Raw genomic sequence first — 20,313 nt, forward strand, 5'->3', positions numbered from 1 at the left:
CCGGGTATGGAGCCGTTCACACGGGGGCACCTCACCCCCGGCCCCTCTCCTGCGGAGAGGGGTGCGTTCAACGATTCTGTTACAACGTCAGGTACTGGCACCCCTCTCCGCAGGAGAGGGGCCGGGGGTGAGGTTTTACCGTTGCCGGGCCCCAGCAGTTACTGAGCAGTCGCCATACCTTGCGCCGCATGGCCGATTTCCTCCTTTACCAAGCTTACGGCAGCCCCGCCATCCTCAACGAGGCGCTGTTCAGCATCCTGTCGTATTTGCGGCAGGAGAGCGGGGCCACCGTGCTGGTTTATACCGATAACCCCGCCCACTTCCGGGCGGTATTGGGCGATGCGGAGGCGGTGCAATACGTGGAAATCGCGCCGGCCCAGTGGCGGGCGTGGCGCGGGGAAATCGACTTTGTGCACCGCGTCAAAATCGAGGTGTTGCAGCACGCCGCCGCGCACTGCGCCGGCAACCTGCTGTACGCCGATACCGACACCGTTTTCCTAAAGCCACTGGCCGAGATTTTTGCGGCTTTGGGCAAGGGCGAGCGGTTCATGCACGTGGGCGAGGGCCGGCTGCGCGACGGCAACCCGCTGAACCGCAAAATCAACCGCGCCTTACAGCAGGATGCCGGCCGCACGGCCCTGGCCGGGGGCCCCATCAGCCCCGATACGCGCATGTACAACGCCGGCGTGCTGGGCCTGCGCAGCACCGACGCGCCGCTGCTGGCCGAGGTGCTGGCCCTCACCGAGCAGCTGTACCGCCTCTACCCCAAGCACGTGATGGAGCAGCTGGCTTTCAGCGCGGTACTGGCCCGGGCCGGCGCGGTGCGCGAGGCCGCGCCGTGGGTGTACCACTACTGGAACCTGAAGGAAATCCGGCCGGTGCTGGACGAGCTGTTTGCGGCCCCGGGGCCCCGGCCGCTGGCCGCCTGGCAGGCCCGCGCCGGGGCCCTCGACGTGCCCGCGCTGGCCGGGGAAAAGGCGCGGTTCCGGCAGCGGCCGGGGTGGCAGCGGGCAGTGCTGCGCTGGGTGGGCCGGGGCTGGCAGCTGCCGGCCGTAGCGGTGCCGGCACCATGAAAACCTGGGCCGCCTGGTGGCGGGGCCGGGGGCCCTGGCTGCGCCGGGGCCTGCCGGGCCTGGTGCTGTTGCTGGCCGGGGCCGCGCTGGCCGACCGGCTGTTTCCGCTGCCGCCCGCGCCGCAGTACTCGCCGCTGGTGACGGCTGCCGACGGCTCGGCCCTGCACGCCTTTTTGAACCCGACGCAGAAGTGGCGGATGAAGACCGAGCTGGCCGAGATAACGCCGGCCTTGCAGCGGGCCATTATTTACAAGGAGGACCGGTACTTCCGCTACCATTTCGGGGTGAACCCGGTGGCCATCGTGCAGGCGGCGGGGCGCAACTTGTTCGGGCGCGGGCGCACCACGGGGGCCAGCACCATCACCATGCAGGTGGCCCGCCTGCTGGAGCCCAAGGAGCGCACCTTCGGCAACAAAATGCTCGAAATGCTGCGCGCCGTGCAGCTGGAGGCCCACTACAGCAAGGCCGAAATCCTCCAGCTCTACCTCAACCTGGTGCCCTACGGCAGCAACATTGAGGGCGTGAAATCGGCCGCGCTGCTCTATTTCCAGCAGCCGCCCGACTACCTCTCCCTGGCCCAGACCGTGGCGCTGGCCGTCATCCCCAACCAGCCGCGCGTGCTGGTGCTGGGCCGAAACAACGCGCAAATATTGGCCAAGCGCAACCACTGGCTGCGCCAAATGCAGGCCGCCCACCTCTTTCCCAATCAAGACATCGAGGATGCCCTGGCCGAGCCGCTCGACGCCCGGCGCCACGGGGCCCCCGCCCTGGCCCCGCACCTGGCGCGGCGGCTCGTGTCGCAGTTTCCCGGCCAGGCCATCATCCGCTCCACGCTGCGCCGGGGCCCCCAGGCCAAGGCCGAAGACCTGACGCTGAACTACGTGCGCCGGCTGCGCGAGCTGGGCATCACGCAGGCCGCCGTGCTGGTCGTGAACAACCACACCCGCGCCGTGGAAGCCTACGTGGGCTCGGCCAACTTCCGCGACGCGGCTACCCAGGGCCAGGTGGACGGCGTGCGGGCCGTGCGCTCGCCGGGCAGCACCCTCAAGCCGCTGCTCTACGGCCTGGCCTTCGACCGGGGCCTGGCCACGCCCAAGCTGAAGCTGCCCGACGTGCCCACCAACTTCAACGGCTTTCGGCCCGAAAACTTCGACAAGAACTGCCAGGGCGAAGTCACCGTGGAGCGGGCCCTGGTATACTCGCTCAACATCCCCGCCGTGCGCGTGCTGGCTGAAATGGGTGTGCCGGCCCTCACCGACAAGCTGCGCCAGGCCGGCTTCCGCACCGTGGCCCGCGCCGCCCCGCGCCTGGGCCTGAGCACGATACTGGGCGGCTGCGGGGCCACGCTGGAGGAGCTGACGGGCCTGTACGTGGCGCTGGCCAACGGCGGGCGGTACGGGGCGCTGCGGTTGGCCTCACCCCCCCGGCCCCCCTCTCCGGCGGAGAGGGGGGAGACAACCGGCAGCCGAACGGAATCGTCCTTCTCCCCCCTCTCCGCCGGAGAGGGGGGCCGGGGGGGTGAGGTTTCGTTGCTCTCCCCCGCCGCCGCCTTCCTCGTCAACGAAACCCTGGCCCAGCGCACCCGCCCCGACCTGCCCCTGGGCTACGAGAACGGCCTCCACCTGCCCCGCATCGCCTGGAAGACCGGCACCAGCTACGGCCGCCGCGACGCCTGGAGCCTGGGCTACAACCGCGACTACACCATCGGCGTGTGGGTGGGCAACTTCGACGGCCAGGGCAGCCCGGCCCTCACGGGGGCCGACGTGGCCACGCCGCTGCTGTTCGACTTGTTCAACGCGCTGGCCTACAACTCGCCCAACACCTGGGCCACGCCCCCGGCCAGCCTCGACTTCCGGCTGGTCTGCGCCGAAAGCGGGCTGGTACCGGGCGAGCACTGCCCCAACCAAATCCTGGACTACTACCTGCCGGGCGTGTCGTCGGCCCGGCGCTGCGCGCACCAGCAGGAGGTGCTGGTTTCGGCCGACGGGGCCCTGAGCTACTGCCGGGCCTGCGTGCCGGCCCGCGGCTACCGCCGGCAGCTGTTCCCCAACCCGCTGCCCGAGGTGCTGGCGTTTCGGGCGGCGCAGGGGCTGCCCGCCCCGCGCCTGCCGCCGCACAACCCCGCCTGCCGCCTCGTGCGGGGCCCCGACGACGGCGCGGCCCCGCCCCTGGCCATCACCTCGCCCCTACCCAATGCCGAATACCTGCTCAACCGCGGCGAAAAACAGCAATTACTACTCAGCTGCGCGGCGGGCCCCGAAGTGCGGCGGGTGTTCTGGTACGTGAACGACCGGTTTGTGCAAGCGGCCGGGGCCACCGAGCGGGTGTTTTTCCAGCCACTCCCGGGCCCCGTGAAGGTGTCGTGCGCCGACGACCACGGCCGCAACGTGGACGTGCAGCTGCTCGTGGCCGAGCAGTAGCGGCGGTTGACCGGGGCCCAGGCCCGGCCGGGCGGGCAGCGGCAAACCCCGCCGCAATGGTTCCCGTACTTTGGGGCGCTGGCACGGTGCTTGTAAACGCATTGCCCAGCGGCTACTCTTTCACCAATCCTACACCTTATTTCAAATGAAAAATACGAGCTGGTTATTCCTGATTCCCCTGCTGTTGTTCAGCCTGCTATACAGCCCCCGTGCCCAGGCGCAGCAGCGCAAAGGTTGGAGCCCACAGGCCAAAGACGCCGCCATTGGCGGGGCCGCCGGCATCCTGGGCGGGGCCCTCATCAACAAGCGCAACCGGGCCGTGGGCGGCCTGATTGGCGGCGCAGTGGGCGCGGGCGCGGGCTACGCCATTGGCAAGCACACCGACAACAAGCGCAAGCAGGCCGCCGCCCTGGCCAACGAGCGGGCCGCCGCTAACGAGCGCCTCGCCGCCGCCAACGCCCGCGCCAATGCCGCCGAGCACGCCGCCGCCGAGCGCCACGCGGTGGCCCGCACGCCGGGCAGCCTGGGCCGCGTGGCCGGGGCCTCCACCGCCGTGGCCGCCGCTACGGTCCTGGCTGCCAGCCCGGCGGGCATCACCCCCGCCTCGGGCTACTTCCCCAACCCCGACTACGGCAACGCGCTGACGGCCTACCCGGCCTCGGCCGTGCGCCGCAAGAGCTGGTAGCCTCCTGCCGCACTTTACACCGAACCCCAGGCCCCCAGGCCCCCAGGCCCGGGGTTCACCCGTTTTACTTCACCAAACTTCTTTCGCACCTTCGCTTATCGTGTCATGAAAAATTACCTGTTCGCCCTGGGCACCGCCGCCCTGTTGGCTTCGTGCTCCGGCAACAACGCCCCGGCCGCCACCGGCGCGGCCCCCGCCACCGCTACGGCCAATACCAGCGGCAACGTGAGCGTGTCGGACCTCAACCAACAGTTTCTCAGCGCCTGGAACAGCAAGGACGCTTCCAAAGCCGCTTCTTTCCTGGCCGACGATGCGCAATTTTTGCAGGGCGAAACCCGCTTCAGTGGTAAAAGCGAAATCACCAACAAGTGGATTACGCCCACCATCGGCACCGTTACCAACCTGAAAACCAGCACCGCTAGCACCGGCACCGACGCCAACATGGCCTATGAGGCCGGCACCTTCTCGGTGGACGTGCTGCCCACGGCCACCGAAAAGGAAGCCGGCATTGGCGAAGGCAACTTCCTGCTACTTTGGAAAAAAGGCTCCGACGGCACCTGGAAGCTCAGCTACGCCCAACTCGAAGACCTGCCCGTGCAAGTGAAGAAATAACCGCTGCTTTACAAACGCAAAAAGCCCCGGCAACCGAGTTGCCGGGGCTTTTTGCGTGCGGGGCCCTACGCGGTTTCCAGGTATTCTTCGCCGTTCAGCACCGCGGCCATGTCCTTGGATTCGGCTTCGGTGAACAGCCGCGAGCGGATGAGGAAGCGCACGCCCAGCGGAATTTCCAGCGAGAAGCTGGCCCCCCGGCCCTTCGTGACGTCGATGGTAAGCTGCGTGTGCTGCCAGTACTCAAACTGACTGGTGCTCATGAAGAAGTCGCAGCCGTGAATCTGGCCCAGCCACACGTCGTTGCCCCCAATCCGGAACTCGCCCTTGGTGAAGCACATCGGCGAGGAGCCGTCGCAGCACCCGCCACTCTGGTGAAACATCAGGGGCCCGTGCTCGTCGCGCAGCAAATCAATGGTGGCTTCGGCGGCTTGGGTGGCCAGAACGCGGGGCGTGGGCATGGGCGGGAGTGTAATTATTTAATGGGTTTGATGGGCCGCCACAAGCGGGATTTGGGCGGCGCAGTAGCCCGGCGGTACGTGTAAACGGTGCCGGTGCGCTCGTCGCGCACGGCCACCGACTGGCCGGGGGCCTCGCTGCCGGGGCGGCTCAGCCATTCGTAGGCCAACTGCCGGTCGGCGTCCCACTGGTAATGGCGGTTGCCTGTACTCGAAACGCTCTGCTGGGCAGCGTTGGGCATCCGGTCGTTGCTCAGCAGCGCGGTGGACGGGCCCGCGGTTGGCCGGGCCTCGGTCTTTTCGAGGGACCAATCCGGGTTGCGGGGACCGGGCACGGGCAGGGCCTGAGCCTGGGCCCCGCCGGCAAACCCGGCTATGCCCAGCACCAGCAGGAGCCCGGGCAGCCCTTTTATCGCATTTCGCATGATCATGAAAGAGACTAATGAGATGACCACCGAATATACGGAGCCCGTGGCAACGGGCCGTTAGCAGTCAAGTCGCAACGCAAAAATGGTCCGGCGACCAAGCAGCCACCGGACCATTCCTTCATTCAACCATTGCCCTAAAAGAAGCCTAATTTCTGCTGGCTGTACGAAATCAGCATGTTCTTGGTCTGGCGGTAGTGGGCCAGCATCATCTTGTGGTTTTCGCGGCCGAAGCCCGAGGCTTTGTAGCCGCCGAAGGGGGCCCCGGCCGGGTAGTCGTGGTAGCAGTTCACCCACACGCGGCCGGCCTGGATGGCGCGGGGCATCTGGTACAGCTCGTGGGCGTCGCGGCTCCACACGGCGGCCCCAAGGCCGTAGAGCGTGTCGTTGGCGATTTCGATAGCCTCGGCGCTGTCCTTGAACGTCGTCACCGACAGCACCGGGCCGAAGATTTCCTCCTGGAAAATCCGCATCTTGTTGTGGCCCCGGAACACGGTGGGCTGGATGTAGTAGCCCTCGGCCAGGGCCCCGTCTTCCTGGTGGTAGGCCTCGCCGCCCACCAGTACCTCGGCCCCTTCGGCCTTGCCGATTTCGAGGTAGCTCAGGATTTTTTCGAACTGGTCGTTGCTGGCCTGGGCCCCCATCATGGTTTCGGGGTCCATCGGGTTGCCCAGCTTGATGGCTTTCACCCGCTCAATCACGCGCTCGATGAACTTGTCGTAGATGTCTTCGTGCACGAGCAGGCGCGAGGGACAGGTGCAGATTTCGCCCTGGTTCAGGGCAAACATCACCGCCCCCTCGATGCACTTGTCGAGGAAGTCGTCGTCGTGGTCCATCACCGATTTGGTGAAGATGTTGGGCGACTTGCCGCCCAGCTCCATCGTGACGGGGATGATGTTTTCGGCGGCGTATTGCAGGATGAGGCGGCCGGTGGTGGTTTCCCCGGTGAAGGCCACTTTCTGCACGCGCTTGTTGCTGGCCAGGGGCTTGCCGGCTTCCAGGCCGAAGCCGTTCACCACGTTCAGCACCCCGGGCGGGATGACGTCTTGCAGCAGCTCCATGAGGCACATGATGCTGGCCGGGGTTTGCTCGGCGGGCTTCACCACCACGCAGCAGCCGGCGGCCAGGGCCGGGGCAATCTTCCAGGTGGCCATCAGCAGGGGGAAGTTCCAGGGAATAATCTGGCCCACCACGCCCAGCGGCTCCTGAATCACCAGCGACAGGGTGGTCTCGTTCAGCTCGGTGGCCGAGCCTTCCTCGGCCCGAATGACGCCCGCGAAGTAGCGGAAGTGGTCGATGGCCAGCGGCAAGTCGGCCGCCATCGTCTCGCGAATGGCCTTGCCGTTCTCCACCGTTTCCACCGCCGCCAGGTAGGCCAGGTTGGCTTCCATGATGTCGGCAATTTTCAGCAGCACGTTGCTACGCGTGGTGGCCGAGGCCTTGCTCCAGGTTTTGAAGGCTTCGTGGGCCGCGTCGAGGGCCAGCTCGATGTCTTCCTTGGTGCTGCGGGCCACTTTGCAGAAAGCCTGGCCGTCGATGGGCGACGGGTTGTCGAAGTACTGGCCCTTGACGGGGGCCACCCATTTGCCGCCGATGAAGTTGTCGTAATGCGATTTGAATTGGGGGCGGGCCACGACGGTGGTGGCTTTTTCGAGCACTTCGGCCATAACGGAGGGGGTGGGATTGGTGGAGATTGACGAACGGCCAAAGGTCACATATTAGTAAAACAACCGTTTGCGTTATCGTCGCAGAAAGTGCTGGAATTGTCGCAACTTGCGCCCGCCGGGCGGCGCTTCCTGGCCTTCGTCATTCGCTTCGCTCATGAATCCCCGCATCCATTTGCCCGCCGCCGTGGCCCCGCTGCCAACCGACCAGCTGCTCAGCCTGGTCGAAAACCGGACCACGTTTGCCCTCGACACCTTTGAGCTGAGCATCTTTGAAACCCACCAAAAGGCCCTGCGCGTGCCCCTGCGCCTCGACGGCCTGGCCCTGACCACCATGCTGCGCGGCAAAAAGGTGATGCACCTGCCCGGCCGCCCGGCCTTCGACTACCTGCCCGGCGAGTCGGTGGTGGTGGGCGAGGCCGAGCGGATGGAAATCGACTTCCCCGAAGCCTGCGCCTGCCGGCCTACGCAGTGCCTGGCCGTGGCCATCGCCCCCGATACCATCCGCCACACCGTGGACCTGCTCAACGAGCGCTACCCCCGCGCCGAGGCCCACACCCCCTGGGCCCTGGCCGGCCCCGAGCACGCCCACCTCACCAACACCCCCGAGCTGACCGGGGCCCTGGAGCGCCTCGTGGCCGTGGCCCGCACCCCCGACGCGGCCAAGGACGTGCTGGCCGGCTTCACCCTGCAAGAGCTGCTGGTACGCCTGATGCAGACCCAGGCCCGCGAGCTTATTTTCCACGACTACGCCCGCCACCTCACCACCCACCGCTTCGCCGCCGTGGTGGCCTATATCAAGCAGCACCTGGCCGAGAACCTGTCGGTGGACAAGCTCAGCGCTGTGGCCTGCATGAGCAAGGCCACATTTTTCCGGGTGTTCAAGCGCGAGTTCGGCCTCACGCCGGTCGAGTACATCATCCGCGAGCGGCTGGGCGAGGCCAAGCGCCTGCTCCGCCAGCCCCTGGCCAGCGTGGCCGAGGTGTGCCTGCGGGCCGGCTTCAACAACCTCTCGCACTTCCAGGCGTTATTCAAGAAATACGAGGGCGTGACGCCGGGGACGTATAAGCGGCAGCCGTATTAGGGGGCTGTTCTTGCCCCGGCCCGCCCCGCTCCAACCGCATGAGCAGATTAGTGAGCGTGGGGATGTTGTGGCTGCTGGGCCGCGCCGCGCTGGCGCAAGCGCCGGTACAGGAAGTGATTGTACTGGCCCCGGCCCGCGCCGCCGGGCAGCCGGTGCACGCGGCCTGCTACCAAAAAGTAGAGCTGGCCGTGGCCCTGGCGCCGGCCGTGCAGCGCGAAGTGGCCGGCGGCACCCTCAACCCCTACGACCCGCGCCAGGTCGACCTGACGGCCAAGCTGTACGACGCCGACTCGGGGCAGCCGGTGCAGCCGCCGGTGCTGGGCTTTTACACCGAGCGCTTCCGCACCGATGCCGACGGGCAAGCGGTGGGGCAGCCCCTGGCCAGCGCCCACCCTTGGCACCTGCGCTTCGTGCTGGCCCGGCCGGGGCGCTACCGGCTGCGGCTGCACTGCGCGGTGCGCCAGGCCCCCGACCCCGGCCCCGGCCAGGAAGCCGGCTTCGACGTGGTGGCCACGGCCGCCCGGCCCGGCCAGCACGGGCCCCTGGGGTTTCCGCCGGGCCAGCCCTACCTGCGGTTTGCCGACGGCGCGCCATTTTTTGCCATCGGCGAAAACCTGGCCGACTACTCGGGCACGTCGTCGTTCACCCCCGACGACATCCCGCGCCTGGGCACCAACACCTACCCGCCCTACGCGGTGCGGGCCTACCGCCAGGTGCTGGACTCGCTGCACCGCCAGGGGGGCAACTTCGCCCGCCTGCTGCTGAGCCCGGCCAGCTTCGAGGTGGAGTGGGACTCGGCGGGCTACTACGGGGCCCAGCAAAACCGCGCCCAGGACCTCGACCAGGTGCTGGCCCTGGCCGAGCAGCGCCGGGTGTACTTGCAGCTGGGCGCGTTCCACTACATCGACTACCGCCTGCAAGTGGAGGCGGACCCCACCACGCGGCTGCTGCTCTGGGACCACAACCCCTACCGCCGCCTGCCCGGGGTGCGGCTGCCCATCGACGTGTTCCGGCAGGTGCAGGGCGACAGCTGCGGCCTCAACCCCGACGCCGAGCAGCTCTTTGCCAACAAGCTCCGCTACCTGGTGGCGCGCTGGGGCTACTCGCCCAACCTGGCGGCCCTGGAAATCTTTGCCGAATTCGACAACCTCGACCGCGACCCGGCCCTGGCCCCGGAGGGCTTCTACTGGAGCTGGCGCGGCTGCCCCCGGCCGAACTACTACTACGTCGAGCTGATGCAGCGCCGGCTGGCCGCCCGCCTGCGGGCCTGGTGCCCGCGGCTACTGCTCACTTCGAGCCCGGCCACGTACATCGCCGGGGCGTCGCTGTTCCAGGACTCGGCCATCGCCTTCACGAGCTTCCACTTCTACAGCGACTTGCAAAATTACGGGCAGCTCTACAACTACGTGGTGCGCTGGGCCCAGCACGCGTACCAGAAGCCCGTGCAGGGCGGCGAGTGCGGGTTTTCGGGCGCCTGGTACCAGTCCGACAACCACAGCGAGTTCCGCAACCTGCTGTGGTCGTCGTCGTTTTCGGGCTCGTTCGGCACCGGACTCAACTGGTGGAGCTGGGGCTACCTGCACCACCACTGGCCCGGTTGGCCCCAAGGCGTCGATTACATGAAGTCCGTGGCCCGCTTCTTTGCCCAGAAAGACCTCACGCGCTACGCCTACGAGCCCGTGCGCACGCCGCTGGTGCCCGACTCGGCCGCGCTGCGCCCCTGCCTGCCCGGCGGCGTGGGGCCGCCCGAATGCCTGGAAGCCGGCCGCGCCAACCGCGTCATGCCCGACCCCAACAACGACCCCGCCCTGGCCGCGCCCGCCAGCCTGCTCCCCTCCGACCGCCGCCTCGAAGCCTTCGCCCTGCGCAGCCCCGGGCGGGTGCTGGGCTGGGTGCACCACCGCGACGACTACTGGTACAACCGGCCCCACCAAACCGACCCCGCCCAGCGGGCCCGCTACCTGCACCCCGACGCGGCGGGCCAGGTGCCCGCCACCCGCCAGACGGTGCGCTACGTCACCGACCTGTGCGGGGCCCGGCTCACCGTGGCGGGGCTGCCGCCGGGGGCCCGCTACCGGCTGGAGTGGTGGCAAACGCTGGGCCCCGGGGGCCCCCGGCCGCGCTACGCCTACCCGGTAGCTGCCGACGCGCAGGGCGAAGTGCAGCTGCCCGTGCCCGATTTGGTGGCCGCCGACGCCCGCGGCAACGGCCCCGACTACGCCTTCAAATTGCTGGCGCGGCCGTAGGGGCCGCACACCAAAATTCCGCGGGGCCCCAGGGCGGTGCCGGCCTCCGTTTTTGTGTCGGCAACGGCCCGGGCAGGCCTGCACGCAACCATTGGCCGGCGCGGATGGTTAACGGCACTCGCTCCACAAAGCGTTAAGTGCTCTGCCTGCCTTTGCTATGAATCCATCTTCAGCGGCCACCGCGCCGCTTCCCAAAGCCACTGCCGCTCCCCAACTAGACAACGCGCTGGTTTGGCTCATGGCCCTTACCTGCGGGCTGGTGGTGGCCAACATCTACTACAACCAGCCGCTGCTGGCCGCCATCGGCCGCACGTTTCACGTGCCCGACAGCCAGGCCAGCCTCGTGGCCACGGCCACCCAGGTGGGCTACACGCTGTGCATGCTGCTGGTGGTGCCGCTGGGCGACATGCTGGAGCGCAAGCGCCTGATGCTCGTCATGCTGCTGGGGGCCGCCGCCTGCCTGGGCGGGGCGGCCCTGGCCCCCACCTTCGCCGTGCTGGCCGGGGCCAGCGTGCTGATTGGCGTGTGCTCGGCGGTGCCGCAACTGCTGCTGCCCATGGCCGCCCACCTGGCCCCCGACGCCGACCGGGGCCGCATCGTGGGCCGCATCATGAGCGGCCTGCTCGTCGGCATCCTGCTCTCGCGCACGGCCAGCGGCTACGTGGGGGCCCACTACGGCTGGCGCACGGTGTTCGGGGGCGCGGCCGGGCTGATGGTGCTGCTCATCGGCCTGCTGGCCTGGCGCTTGCCCACCGACCGGCCCCATTTCACCGGCACCTACGCCTCGCTCATGCGCTCGCTGCTGACGCTGGTGCGCGAGCAGCCGGCCCTGCGCCGCTCGGCCCTGGTGGGGGGCGGCGTGTTCGCCGCGTTCAGCGTGTTCTGGACGGCCTTGGTGTTTTACCTGGAGAGCCCGGTCTACGGCTACGGCAGCGACGTGGCCGGTTTTTTCGGGCTGGTCGGGGCTTTCGGGGCCCTGGCCGCGCCGTGGGCGGGCAAAACCGCCGATGCCAAGGGCCCCCGCTTCGCCATCACCGTGGGCCTGCTGCTGGCCCTCAGCGCCTACCTGGTGCTGGGCCTGGGCGGCGGCCACCTGGCCGGCCTGGTGGTGGGCATCCTGCTGCTCGACGTGGGCGTGCAGTCGGCCCATATCTCCAACCAGACCCTGATATTTTCGCTGGTGCCCGAGGCCCGCAGCCGCCTCAACACCGTGTACATGACCGGCTACTTCACGGGCGGCTCGCTGGGCTCCATCGCCGGCGGCCTGGCCTGGACGCACTTCGGCTGGGCCGGCGTGTGCCTGGTAGGCGGGGCTTTTGTAGGGCTGGCCCTGGCGCTGCACCGGTATTACGGGCGGTAATTGCTATTTATTCGCTCAAAATGGGCCGAATAGCTATAATTAACCACTGCCCTTGTTTTCGAGCTAAAATGAAAGATAAGTCTGGACCTTCACTCATTTCACTTTCTTGCCAGTGATAAACCACACGTGCCGTGTCGCCTTTCACTACTACACTTGCCGGCCTACTGCGCAACAATAATTGCACTTGGCTTTCAGCATCTTGAGTATAAAGTATCCGGTCGTAATCTAAGCCAAAGGGCGGACCATCTGTCTGCAAACGAGTTTGCAAGGAGTCTTGGCAGTGTTTAAAATAATCACGTTGTGTCAGTAGGAAAGCAGGTGATAAACTACCGCTACTTTGCAGTTGATGCAAATAGCTCTCAACAACTGCGAAGTCAATAGCATATATATTAACGGTGTCCTTATCATTAGCAGCAGGCACTAATGGCATCGTGTTTAGTTGCTCCTCATGCTGTTTATACCAGCCAAGAAACTGGTGTACGGTGTTAATTGGCGGGGCAGTAACTGGTGCAGCTATAGAAGCTGGTTGATTTTTCGTTTGTTCAGAAGCTACCGGCTCAGTTGAACAAGCGGTAAGCCATAAAAGGCTTCCGTAAAAAGCGTAGTGGCATGTTTTCATAAGTAATTTGAAACGAAAGCATTACTCTAACCGCCCGACACACACCGCCAAACTCGCCCGCCAGTGCGGAATGGCCACCCCAAGCACCGTTTTGGCTTTGGTTTTGTCCATTACTGAGTAAGCGGGGCGGGTGGCTTTGGTGGGGTACTCGGCGGTGCGGATGGGCACGGTTTTCACCGGCGTGCCGCTTAGCTCGAAGATGGCCGTGGCAAAATCGTACCACGAGGTTACGCCTTCGTTGCTGTAATGGTAGATGCCGTGGTGCTGGTTTTGCGTTTCGATGATGGTGAGGACGCAGCCGGCCAAGTCGATGGCGTAGCAGGGCGTGCCGGTCTGGTCCCAGATGATGCGCAGCTCGTCGCGCTCCCGGCCCAGCTTCAGCATCGTTTTCACGAAGTTGTTGGCGTATTCAGAGTACAGCCAACTGGTGCGCAGGATGAAGAACTGGCCCGTGTGGGCCGCAATCACCTGCTCGCCTTCCAGCTTGGTGAGGCCGTAGACGCTGATGGGCGCGGCCTCGTCGGTTTCCACCAGGGGCGTGTTGCCGGTGCCGGCGAACACAAAATCGGTTGAAATCTGGATGAGCGTGGTGCCGAATTCGCCGCAGAGCCGGGCCAGGTTTTCCACCCCGTCGCGGTTGATTTTGCGGGCCAGGTCCAGCTCGTCCTCGGCCTTGTCCACGGCCGTGTAGGCGGCGCAGTTGACGACGTAGGCCGGGCGGTGCTGCTCGAACAGGGCCCGCAGCTTGGCGGGGTTTAGGATGTTGGCCTCGGCCTCGGGCGGAAACACCAGGCCCGGCGTATTTCTTTCCTTGGCCACGTGCGCCAGGCACTGCCCCAATTGCCCGGAGGCCCCAAAAATCAGCGTATTACCCATTAATTGCCTTGTTCGTTGCGGCCGCAAGTTAGCCCCCCCGGCCCGGAGCGGCGGGGCCGGCCCGGCTACTCGGGGCCCGCGGCGGGGCCGGCCAGGGCCCCCGCCGCGCCCGGCGGCCGCTTGTTTTGAATGGGCTGGAAGGGCTGGGCGCGGGGCTGCTTCTCGCTCAGGTACTTCCAGTAGCGCAGGGGCATGTGGCGGCGGTGCAGCTTCAGGTTGCGGCGCTCGGGGATGTTCACATGGTCGAAATACGCCTGCCAGAGCACCTGGAACAGGGGTTCCCGCTCGTCGAGCACGGTGGCGGCCACGGCCCCGGTGGCGTGCGCCGGGGCCCCGGCTTCCTCGAACTGCACCACGTCGGTGCGCGTCAGGTCGTAGTAGAGGCCGTAGCGGCGGCGGCGGTCGTAAATCAGCCAGCGCTGGTCGGCGTAGCGCTTGGTGAAGTGCGCGGCGATGAGCGGCAGCACGTCGTAGTCGGGCTCGACGGTGGCGTGGAACAAGCCGTCCCGGGTTTTCTCGAACCGCACGAAGGCTTCCATGCGGTGCTTCTCGCGGAACATCTGCTGGGCCAGGCGCTGCACCCGGCGCACGGTGGCTTCAACGTAATTTTCGGCAATGTCGCGGCCGGCCCGCAGGGCCAGGTCCACGTAGCGGAAAATCAGCAACTCCCGCTCGGCGTCTTCGCTCAGAAACACGTGGTAGAGGCGGGCGCGGGCCTCGGCGTCCATCGTGCGCAGCAGGCCGTCCCACACCCGGGCGGCCTGGGCCTCGTCGGTTTCGCGGTGGGCCGGCTGGGCAAACAGGCCCGCCTGGGCCGTGGCCGCGGGCTGGATGGAGTTGGGGGCCGCCCGCCAGTCGTACACCGTGAACAGCACCGTCAGCAGGCCCTCAAACGTGCCGTCGTAGGTATAGTCGCGCGGGGCGGCGGTGAGGGCCGGGGCCCCCGCGGGCCGGGCCCCGGCGGGGCTCACGGCGGTGGCCCGGCGGCGCATCAGGGGTTGGCTCATGGGGGGGGGAAGGCTACGGAAACCCGGGAAATACGGCGCGGGCACCCGGCCCTACGCGGCCTGCTGGGCCAGCTGCACGCGGGCCTCGGCCTGGGCGCGGGCCACATCGTGCAGCTGGCGCACCAGCGGCATCAGCTCGCTGATGCGGCAGCAGCACGAGAGGCGCGGGGCTTTGTCGGAACCAGTCGAGGCGAGGCGTTGGGCAACGTTTTGGCGGTGGGAAACTTTCATAACCAAGGCGTTATATGAAGAAAAACTTAGCTGGCTTGGGCAAACAAGTCGAGCTGCTGCGTGACGAGGGCCGAGCGCACCGAGCCGGCCCCGAACAAAATCTGGCGGCGCACCTGCTGCTCGGTCAGCTCGCCGAGGGCGGCCGGCTGCCCGCCGCGGCAGGTGAGGAAATATTTGGCCCGCTTCAGCACCACGCCGAAGCTGTGCAGCAGCTCCATCGTGAGCGGGGCGAAGCGCCGGGCGGCCACGATGCGCTTGGCCGAGCGGGCCCCTACGCCGGGAATCCGCAAAATCATCTCAAACTCGGCCGTGTTCACGTCCACCGGAAACACGTGGCGGTTGCGCAGGGCCCAGGCCAGCTTGGGGTCAATCTCCAGGTCGAGGTGCGGGTGGGCGGGGTCGAGAATCTCGTCGGCGTGGAAGCCGTAAAAGCGCATCAGCCAGTCGGTTTGGTACAGTCGGTGCTCGCGGATAACGGGCGGCTGCGTCACCTGCGGCAGGCGGGCGTCGTCGGTCACGGGCACGTAGCCCGAGTAGTACACGCGCTTCAGCCCGTAGCCCTGGTAGAGCGAGTCGGAGAGCTTGATGATTTCCAGGTCCGTTTCGCCGCTGGCCCCCACGATGAGCTGGGTGGTCTGGCCGGCCGTGGCGAAAGCGGGCACTTTCTTGAACAGCGCCTTCTCCTCTTTATTCTGGATGATGCCGTCCCGAATCTGCGCCATCGGGGTCAGAATCTCCTGATAATTTTTCTCCGGGGCCAGCGTTGTCAGGGCCAGCTCCGAGGGCAGCTCGATGTTCACGCTCAGGCGGTCGGCGTACAGGCCGGCTTCCTGGATGAGTTCTTCGGAGGCCCCGGGGATGGTTTTGACGTGGATGTAGCCGTTGAACTTGTGCTCGGTCCGCAGCTTTTTCACGATGCGCACCAGCCGCTCCATGGTGTAGTCGGGGCTGCTGAAAATGCCGGAACTCAAGAACAGGCCTTCGATGTAGTTGCGGCGGTAGAAGTTGATGGTCAGGTCCACCACTTCGTCCACCGTGAAGGCGGCGCGTTTCACGTCGTTCGAGCGGCGCGACACGCAGTAGGCGCAATCAAAAATGCAGTGGTTGGTGAGCAGGATCTTGAGCAGGCTCACGCACCGGCCGTCCTCGGTGTAGCTGTGGCAGATGCCCATGCCTTCGGCGTTGCCGAGGCCCTTGCCTTCGTTTTTGCGCTTGCCGCCGCTGCTGCTGCACGAAGCGTCGTACTTCGCGGCATCAGCTAATATGCTTAGTTTCTCCTGAATCCGCTCGTTCATCGGGCAAGGCTGCTTTTCGGTGTTAAAAGTACTACGAATCCCGCTAACGGGCAATACTTACTAAGCTAATTTTATTAGAAAAAGTTTCTAAAATTGCTCTTTTAACCTGGCCACAGTTTAGCGCAACGAAGTGCAGCGTAACTGTAGGCCGGCAAACGGGGTGAGTCTGCGACGCACGGCCGCGCAGCGGCCATTGGGGGGGGTGGACTCCCGCGCTGGCCCACGGGGTGCGGCACCGCCAGGCCGCTGCGCAGCCGTGCGTCGCAGACTCACCCCGTTTGCCGGGCCAGCAGTTACGCGCTTCGCGCTAAACTGCGGCCAGCGCGGCGGCGCGTGCCCCCGGACTGGGGGCCTCATCCTGTCCTTCTCTTTTGTAACTTGCCCCTGGCCGCCCACGGCCCCATTATGTCGTCGCGCTTCCTTTTTTTCATCCTATCGATACTGCTGGGGCTGGGCGGCGCGGCGCGGGCGCAGTCGTTCGACCCGCGCTCGGCGGTGCCGCCCGACTCGCTGCGCACCGGCCCGGCGCGCCGCAACGAGCAGCCCGACTCGCTGCGGCGCGACTTCGACGAGCAGCGCCTGCGCCAGCGGCTGCAAGCCTACACGCGCCGCAAAACCATTGCCGGGCGGGCGGCGTCGGCGGTGCTGCGCCTTACCCGGCCCAAGGAGGAAAACGCCGGCCTCGACGCGGCGCTGCTCGACCGGCAGTTCGACCGGCACACGTTCAAAATCGTGCGCCACGTCACCATCCGGCCCTTCGATGCCTTCGGCTACAGCCTCACCGACTCGACGCGGCAGCCCCGCTCGTTCCTCGACCGGACGGGCAATTTTATGCACATCCGCACGGCCCCCTCGCGCATCCGGCAGGTGCTGCTGTTCCGGCCGGGCCAGCCGTTGGCCCCGCAGGCCCTGGCCGAATCGGAGCGCCTGCTGCGCCAGACCGACGAAATCCTCGACGCCCGGGTGCTGGTGAACGAACGCACGGCCACCGCCGACAGCATCGACATCATCGTGCTCACCACCGACGTGTTCAGCATCACGGGCAGCTTCGAGGTGGGGGGGCCCGCCGCGGGCCGCGTCGATTTGAGCGACCAAAACTTCCTGGGCCTGGGCCACCACTTCAACAACACCTACCAGTACGGGCGCAACCTCGACCAGCGCTGGCGCTACGCCGGCGATTACTCGGTGCCGTTCCGCAACTTCCTGCTGGCCCAGGCCCGCTACAACAACGAGTTCCGCGACCGGCACGGGGGCGTGTCGTTGCAGCGCGACTTCTACTCCGTGAACACGCGCTACGCCGGGGCCCTGTCCTTGGACAGCTACGACCAGCAGATTAACCTTACCATCCAGCAGCCCGGCGAAATCCTGCCCTACTACGCGCTGCGCTACAACCGGCAGGACTTGTGGGTGGGCCGCGCCCTGCGCCTGCGCTCCTACGACCTGGGCTACGAAAACCCGGGCCGGCTCATCGTGGCCACCCGCTTCACGCGCACCAATTACACCACCAGCCCCACCCCCGATTACCGCAACACCAACCTCATCCTGGGCACGGTGGGCTACTCGGTGCGCCGCTACTACAAGGACCGCTACCTGTTCGGCTTCGGCCGCACCGAGGACGTGCCCACCGGCACGCTGCTCAGCCTCACGATGGGCCTCGACGCCAACGCCGTGGTGCCGCGCCGCTACTTCGACGTGCGCCTGGCGGCGGCCGTGTTCAGCCAGCGCCACGGCTACCTGTTCGGCAACCTGGAGTTTGGCTCGTTCCAGCGCCTGGCCGATGCCAGCGCCTGGGAGCAGGGCCTGCTCAACGCCCAAACCACGTACTTCACCCGCCTCTACCACGTGGGCAACTACCAGTACCGGCACTTCATCGGCACCACCACCACGGCGGGCTTCAACCGCCGCCCGGGCGAGCTGCTGCAAGGCATTTCCGACGACCGCGGCATCCTGGGCTTTTCGCCCAACGTGCCCATCCTGGCCACCAGCCGCTTTGCCTTCAACTACGAGGCCACCGTGTTCACGCCCCTCTCGCTGCTGGGCTTCCGGGTGGCCGGCGTGGCCTTCGCCGACGCCGCCTGGGTGGGCGAGCACGTGGGCGGCGGCACGCCCTTCGGCAACACCCCGTACACGGGCTTCGGCCTGGGCCTGCGCCTGCGCAACGAGTTCACGGCCCTGCGCACGTTCCAGATTTTGCTCGGCTACTACCCGCGCGGCCTCGTGTCGGCCAGCGGCCTGCGCCTGTTCGAAACGGCCCGCGAAACCGTCCAGTTCACCGACTTCGGCCTCGGGGCCCCCGGCGTCACCATTTACCAGTAGGGCCAGCCGCAGGCACAAAAAAGGGCGAGCCGCAATGGCCCGCCCTTTTCGTATAGTTTTTATAGTTCTGTAATTTTTATAGTTTTGATAACGAATAAAATAGCTCTATTTGCTTTCCTGATAAGGGGTGCCCGGGCGAGCGTAAAGGCCAACGGCTAGCGTTGCGTATCGAAGTTGATGGGGATAGTGCAGGCCGTGCGCACGGGCTGGCCCTGTTGCAAAGCGGGCTGCCAGTTGGGCATCAGCCACACCAGGCGCAGGGCCTCGTCGTTGAGGCCGTAGCCGGGGCCGCGCACCACGTGGGCGTCGGTCACGCGGCCGGTGCGGTCCAGCACGAACGACACGTACACGCGGCCCGACACTTGCTGCCGCAGGGCCGCCTCGGGGTAGTGAATGTTTTTGCGCAGGTAGGCCGTCAGGGCGGCGTCGCCGCCGGCAAAGGCCGGGCGGCTGTCGGTGTTGACGTAGATGGAATCGGGCGAGACGGCCGCGGCCGGGGCCAGGCCGGCCCCGCCGCCGGCGTGCGTGCCCCCGGCCACCACGTCCTGGGCCTGCAGGCGGCTCGCGCCCAGCAGCAAACCCGTCATCAAAAGCAAAAATTGAGTAAAGTTTTTCATGGCGATAGTACTTTGTTGTGAATTACTTGGCCGCTTTTAAATACCATTTCACCAAAGCTACAGCGCATTACACGAACAATCAATACCATAAAATTATATTTTTAGCCAGTCCTGTTTGCCCTTGGAAAATTGCACTTGCGCCGGCCGTAGCTTTGCGCCCCGGGCCTGCCCCGGGCCCTTCCCCCCTTGCCCCCGCCCATGAACCTCGGCGATTACAACGACCTCGAAGTAGCCCGCGAAACCAGCGTCGGCCTCTACCTCACCTCCGACGACGGCGACCTGCTGCTGCCCAACAAGTACATCCCCGAGGGCACCCGGGTGGGCGATGTGCTGCGCGTGTTCGTGTACCGCGACTCGGAAGACCGCCTCATCGCCACCACGCTGCGGCCGCTGGCCCTGGTCAACTCCTTCGCCGCGCTGGCCGTGCGCGACCACGGCCCGGCCGGCTCCTTCCTGGAGTGGGGCCTGGAAAAAGACCTGCTCCTGCCCTTCGACAACCAGCGCCGCGACCTGCGCGTGGGCGAGCGGGTGCTGGTGTACGTGTACCTCGACAAGGAAAGCGACCGGCTGGTGGCCTCCGCCAAGTGGAAGAAGTTCTTGTCCCAGGAGCCGTTCGCCGGCCAGCCCGGCGACGCGGTGCGCCTGCTGGTGGCCGACGAAACCGACCTGGGCTACCCCGTCATCGTGAACGGCACCCACCAGGGCCTCTTGTTCCACAACGAGGTGTTCCGGCCCCTGCGGCTGGGCGAGGCCATCCCCGGCTTCCTGCGCCAGGTGCGGCCCGACGGCAAGCTCGACGTGCGCCTCCAGCGCGAGGGCTACGACGAGGTGGAAACCGCCGCCGCCACGCTGCTCGTGGCCCTGCGGGCGGCCCCCGGCGGCCGGCTGCCCATCGGCGACAAAAGCGAGGCCGACGACGTGTACCGCCGCGTGGGCATGAGCAAAAAAGTATTCAAGAAGGCCCTGGGCACACTGTTCCGGCAGGGGCTGGTGCTATTGGAGCCAACGGCATCGGTGCTCAAATAGCGCAGAGTCCAATGCGGCAGAAAACGGCGATGGATAATTTTTGGGGCATGGAGTTCGACTGGTTTGCCGTTGATGCAGCGGGCAACATCGGAATCTTCAGTTTCGGCGGCTTCGGCTTCATACCCGACGAAGTGTTGGCAAATCACGAGGCCCACACTCAAATTGCTCAGGAAATAGAATTGCCGCACTGGGGCAGTGAGCAGGTTTATGATGACTATGCTGAGTACGGATTATTTGTCTACGACTGGCAGATATATCCTGGGCCGTACCGCCGAATGGCCCTACCCAACTCGCCGCTGAGT

At 66.4% G+C, this 20,313-nt stretch carries 18 protein-coding genes; 9 read left to right on the forward strand and 9 right to left on the reverse strand.

The window, feature by feature from the left end; all coding sequences use genetic code 11:
• Window positions 1-188: 188 nt before the first annotated feature.
• From HNP98_RS13370 to HNP98_RS13385, 4 genes are all read left to right on the forward strand, one after another.
• A complete protein-coding gene (locus tag HNP98_RS13370; RefSeq protein WP_173810581.1) occupies window positions 189-1,073 on the forward strand; it encodes a hypothetical protein in 885 nt (294 codons plus the stop codon).
• Window positions 1,070-3,493: a penicillin-binding protein 1C gene (pbpC, locus tag HNP98_RS13375; protein ID WP_173810582.1), complete on the forward strand. Its 2,424-nt coding sequence runs from the start codon at window positions 1,070-1,072 to the stop codon at window positions 3,491-3,493. The genes HNP98_RS13370 and pbpC overlap by 4 nt, the downstream gene beginning before the upstream one ends.
• A gap of 145 nt (window positions 3,494-3,638) precedes the next feature.
• Window positions 3,639-4,178: a glycine zipper domain-containing protein gene (locus tag HNP98_RS22245; RefSeq protein WP_173810583.1), complete on the forward strand. Its 540-nt coding sequence runs from the start codon at window positions 3,639-3,641 to the stop codon at window positions 4,176-4,178.
• Between the two features lie 105 nt (window positions 4,179-4,283).
• Window positions 4,284-4,790 (forward strand): YybH family protein, encoded by a 507-nt coding sequence (locus HNP98_RS13385; RefSeq protein ID WP_173810584.1) that lies wholly within the window; start codon window positions 4,284-4,286, stop codon window positions 4,788-4,790.
• A gap of 65 nt (window positions 4,791-4,855) precedes the next feature.
• On the opposite strand, the gene HNP98_RS13390 is transcribed toward HNP98_RS13385, so the two are convergent.
• From HNP98_RS13390 to HNP98_RS13400, 3 genes are all read right to left on the reverse strand, one after another.
• Window positions 4,856-5,248, reverse strand: coding sequence for a DUF779 domain-containing protein (locus HNP98_RS13390; protein WP_173810585.1), 393 nt, complete (start codon window positions 5,246-5,248; stop codon window positions 4,856-4,858).
• A 14-nt stretch (window positions 5,249-5,262) separates the two neighbouring features.
• The gene (locus tag HNP98_RS13395) at window positions 5,263-5,670 is read right to left on the reverse strand and encodes a hypothetical protein (RefSeq protein WP_173810586.1); all 408 of its coding nucleotides are present in this window, start codon (window positions 5,668-5,670) and stop codon (window positions 5,263-5,265) included.
• 137 nt (window positions 5,671-5,807) lie between these two features.
• Entirely contained in the window at window positions 5,808-7,337 is a 1,530-nt protein-coding gene (locus HNP98_RS13400; RefSeq protein ID WP_173810587.1) for an aldehyde dehydrogenase family protein, read from the reverse strand.
• A gap of 154 nt (window positions 7,338-7,491) precedes the next feature.
• Between HNP98_RS13400 and HNP98_RS13405 the strand changes: the two genes are divergently transcribed.
• The 3 genes from HNP98_RS13405 (at window position 7,492) to HNP98_RS13415 (ending at window position 12,024) form a co-directional block, all read left to right on the forward strand.
• Window positions 7,492-8,418 carry an AraC family transcriptional regulator gene (locus HNP98_RS13405; protein WP_173810588.1) on the forward strand — a complete coding sequence of 309 codons (927 nt, stop codon included), beginning with the start codon at window positions 7,492-7,494 and terminating at the stop codon, window positions 8,416-8,418.
• A 38-nt stretch (window positions 8,419-8,456) separates the two neighbouring features.
• Window positions 8,457-10,664, forward strand: a complete 2,208-nt coding sequence (locus HNP98_RS13410; RefSeq protein ID WP_173810589.1) for a hypothetical protein — start codon at window positions 8,457-8,459, stop codon at window positions 10,662-10,664.
• 157 nt (window positions 10,665-10,821) lie between these two features.
• A complete protein-coding gene (locus tag HNP98_RS13415) occupies window positions 10,822-12,024 on the forward strand; it encodes an MFS transporter (RefSeq protein ID WP_173810590.1) in 1,203 nt (400 codons plus the stop codon).
• 7 nt (window positions 12,025-12,031) lie between these two features.
• Here the strand turns inward: HNP98_RS13415 and HNP98_RS13420 are convergent, their stop codons facing one another.
• From HNP98_RS13420 to HNP98_RS13440, 5 genes are all read right to left on the reverse strand, one after another.
• Entirely contained in the window at window positions 12,032-12,643 is a 612-nt protein-coding gene (locus HNP98_RS13420; RefSeq protein ID WP_173810591.1) for a hypothetical protein, read from the reverse strand.
• Window positions 12,644-12,664: 21 nt separating this feature from the next.
• Window positions 12,665-13,519 (reverse strand): dTDP-4-dehydrorhamnose reductase, encoded by an 855-nt coding sequence (gene rfbD / locus HNP98_RS13425; protein ID WP_173810592.1) that lies wholly within the window; start codon window positions 13,517-13,519, stop codon window positions 12,665-12,667.
• 65 nt (window positions 13,520-13,584) lie between these two features.
• Window positions 13,585-14,526, reverse strand: coding sequence for a TIGR03915 family putative DNA repair protein (locus HNP98_RS13430; protein WP_173810593.1), 942 nt, complete (start codon window positions 14,524-14,526; stop codon window positions 13,585-13,587).
• A gap of 51 nt (window positions 14,527-14,577) precedes the next feature.
• On the reverse strand, window positions 14,578-14,757 hold the full coding sequence (locus HNP98_RS13435; protein ID WP_173810594.1) for a hypothetical protein: 180 nt from the start codon (window positions 14,755-14,757) through the stop codon (window positions 14,578-14,580).
• 26 nt (window positions 14,758-14,783) lie between these two features.
• On the reverse strand, window positions 14,784-16,052 hold the full coding sequence (locus HNP98_RS13440) for a putative DNA modification/repair radical SAM protein (protein WP_173810595.1): 1,269 nt from the start codon (window positions 16,050-16,052) through the stop codon (window positions 14,784-14,786).
• Window positions 16,053-16,430: 378 nt separating this feature from the next.
• Here HNP98_RS13440 and HNP98_RS13445 point away from each other — a divergent pair, with 378 nt between their 5' ends.
• Window positions 16,431-18,368 (forward strand): BamA/TamA family outer membrane protein, encoded by a 1,938-nt coding sequence (locus HNP98_RS13445; protein WP_173810596.1) that lies wholly within the window; start codon window positions 16,431-16,433, stop codon window positions 18,366-18,368.
• Window positions 18,369-18,523: 155 nt separating this feature from the next.
• Here HNP98_RS13445 and HNP98_RS13450 read toward each other — a convergent pair whose 3' ends face one another.
• On the reverse strand, window positions 18,524-18,955 hold the full coding sequence (locus HNP98_RS13450; protein ID WP_173810597.1) for an energy transducer TonB: 432 nt from the start codon (window positions 18,953-18,955) through the stop codon (window positions 18,524-18,526).
• A gap of 228 nt (window positions 18,956-19,183) precedes the next feature.
• Here HNP98_RS13450 and HNP98_RS13455 point away from each other — a divergent pair, with 228 nt between their 5' ends.
• Window positions 19,184-20,011, forward strand: a complete 828-nt coding sequence (locus tag HNP98_RS13455; RefSeq protein ID WP_173810598.1) for a CvfB family protein — start codon at window positions 19,184-19,186, stop codon at window positions 20,009-20,011.
• The last annotated feature ends 302 nt before the right edge of the window (window positions 20,012-20,313 follow it).

The sequence above is a fragment of the Hymenobacter caeli genome (assembly GCF_013294115.1).
Classification (GTDB): domain Bacteria; phylum Bacteroidota; class Bacteroidia; order Cytophagales; family Hymenobacteraceae; genus Hymenobacter; species Hymenobacter caeli.

Excerpts from the sequence above, each read along its gene's own strand:
- HNP98_RS13370 (WP_173810581.1), top strand. The coding sequence starts at position 189 with ATGGCCGATTTCCTCCTTTACCAAGCTTACGGCAGCCCCGCCATCCTC.
- pbpC (WP_173810582.1), top strand. The coding sequence starts at position 1,070 with ATGAAAACCTGGGCCGCCTGGTGGCGGGGCCGGGGGCCCTGGCTGCGC.
- HNP98_RS22245 (WP_173810583.1), top strand. The coding sequence starts at position 3,639 with ATGAAAAATACGAGCTGGTTATTCCTGATTCCCCTGCTGTTGTTCAGC.
- HNP98_RS13385 (WP_173810584.1), top strand. The coding sequence starts at position 4,284 with ATGAAAAATTACCTGTTCGCCCTGGGCACCGCCGCCCTGTTGGCTTCG.
- HNP98_RS13390 (WP_173810585.1), bottom strand. The coding sequence starts at position 5,248 with ATGCCCACGCCCCGCGTTCTGGCCACCCAAGCCGCCGAAGCCACCATT.
- HNP98_RS13395 (WP_173810586.1), bottom strand. The coding sequence starts at position 5,670 with ATGCGAAATGCGATAAAAGGGCTGCCCGGGCTCCTGCTGGTGCTGGGC.
- HNP98_RS13400 (WP_173810587.1), bottom strand. The coding sequence starts at position 7,337 with ATGGCCGAAGTGCTCGAAAAAGCCACCACCGTCGTGGCCCGCCCCCAA.
- HNP98_RS13405 (WP_173810588.1), top strand. The coding sequence starts at position 7,492 with ATGAATCCCCGCATCCATTTGCCCGCCGCCGTGGCCCCGCTGCCAACC.
- HNP98_RS13410 (WP_173810589.1), top strand. The coding sequence starts at position 8,457 with ATGAGCAGATTAGTGAGCGTGGGGATGTTGTGGCTGCTGGGCCGCGCC.
- HNP98_RS13415 (WP_173810590.1), top strand. The coding sequence starts at position 10,822 with ATGAATCCATCTTCAGCGGCCACCGCGCCGCTTCCCAAAGCCACTGCC.
- HNP98_RS13420 (WP_173810591.1), bottom strand. The coding sequence starts at position 12,643 with ATGAAAACATGCCACTACGCTTTTTACGGAAGCCTTTTATGGCTTACC.
- rfbD (WP_173810592.1), bottom strand. The coding sequence starts at position 13,519 with ATGGGTAATACGCTGATTTTTGGGGCCTCCGGGCAATTGGGGCAGTGC.
- HNP98_RS13430 (WP_173810593.1), bottom strand. The coding sequence starts at position 14,526 with ATGAGCCAACCCCTGATGCGCCGCCGGGCCACCGCCGTGAGCCCCGCC.
- HNP98_RS13435 (WP_173810594.1), bottom strand. The coding sequence starts at position 14,757 with ATGAAAGTTTCCCACCGCCAAAACGTTGCCCAACGCCTCGCCTCGACT.
- HNP98_RS13440 (WP_173810595.1), bottom strand. The coding sequence starts at position 16,052 with ATGAACGAGCGGATTCAGGAGAAACTAAGCATATTAGCTGATGCCGCG.
- HNP98_RS13450 (WP_173810597.1), bottom strand. The coding sequence starts at position 18,955 with ATGACGGGTTTGCTGCTGGGCGCGAGCCGCCTGCAGGCCCAGGACGTG.
- HNP98_RS13455 (WP_173810598.1), top strand. The coding sequence starts at position 19,184 with ATGAACCTCGGCGATTACAACGACCTCGAAGTAGCCCGCGAAACCAGC.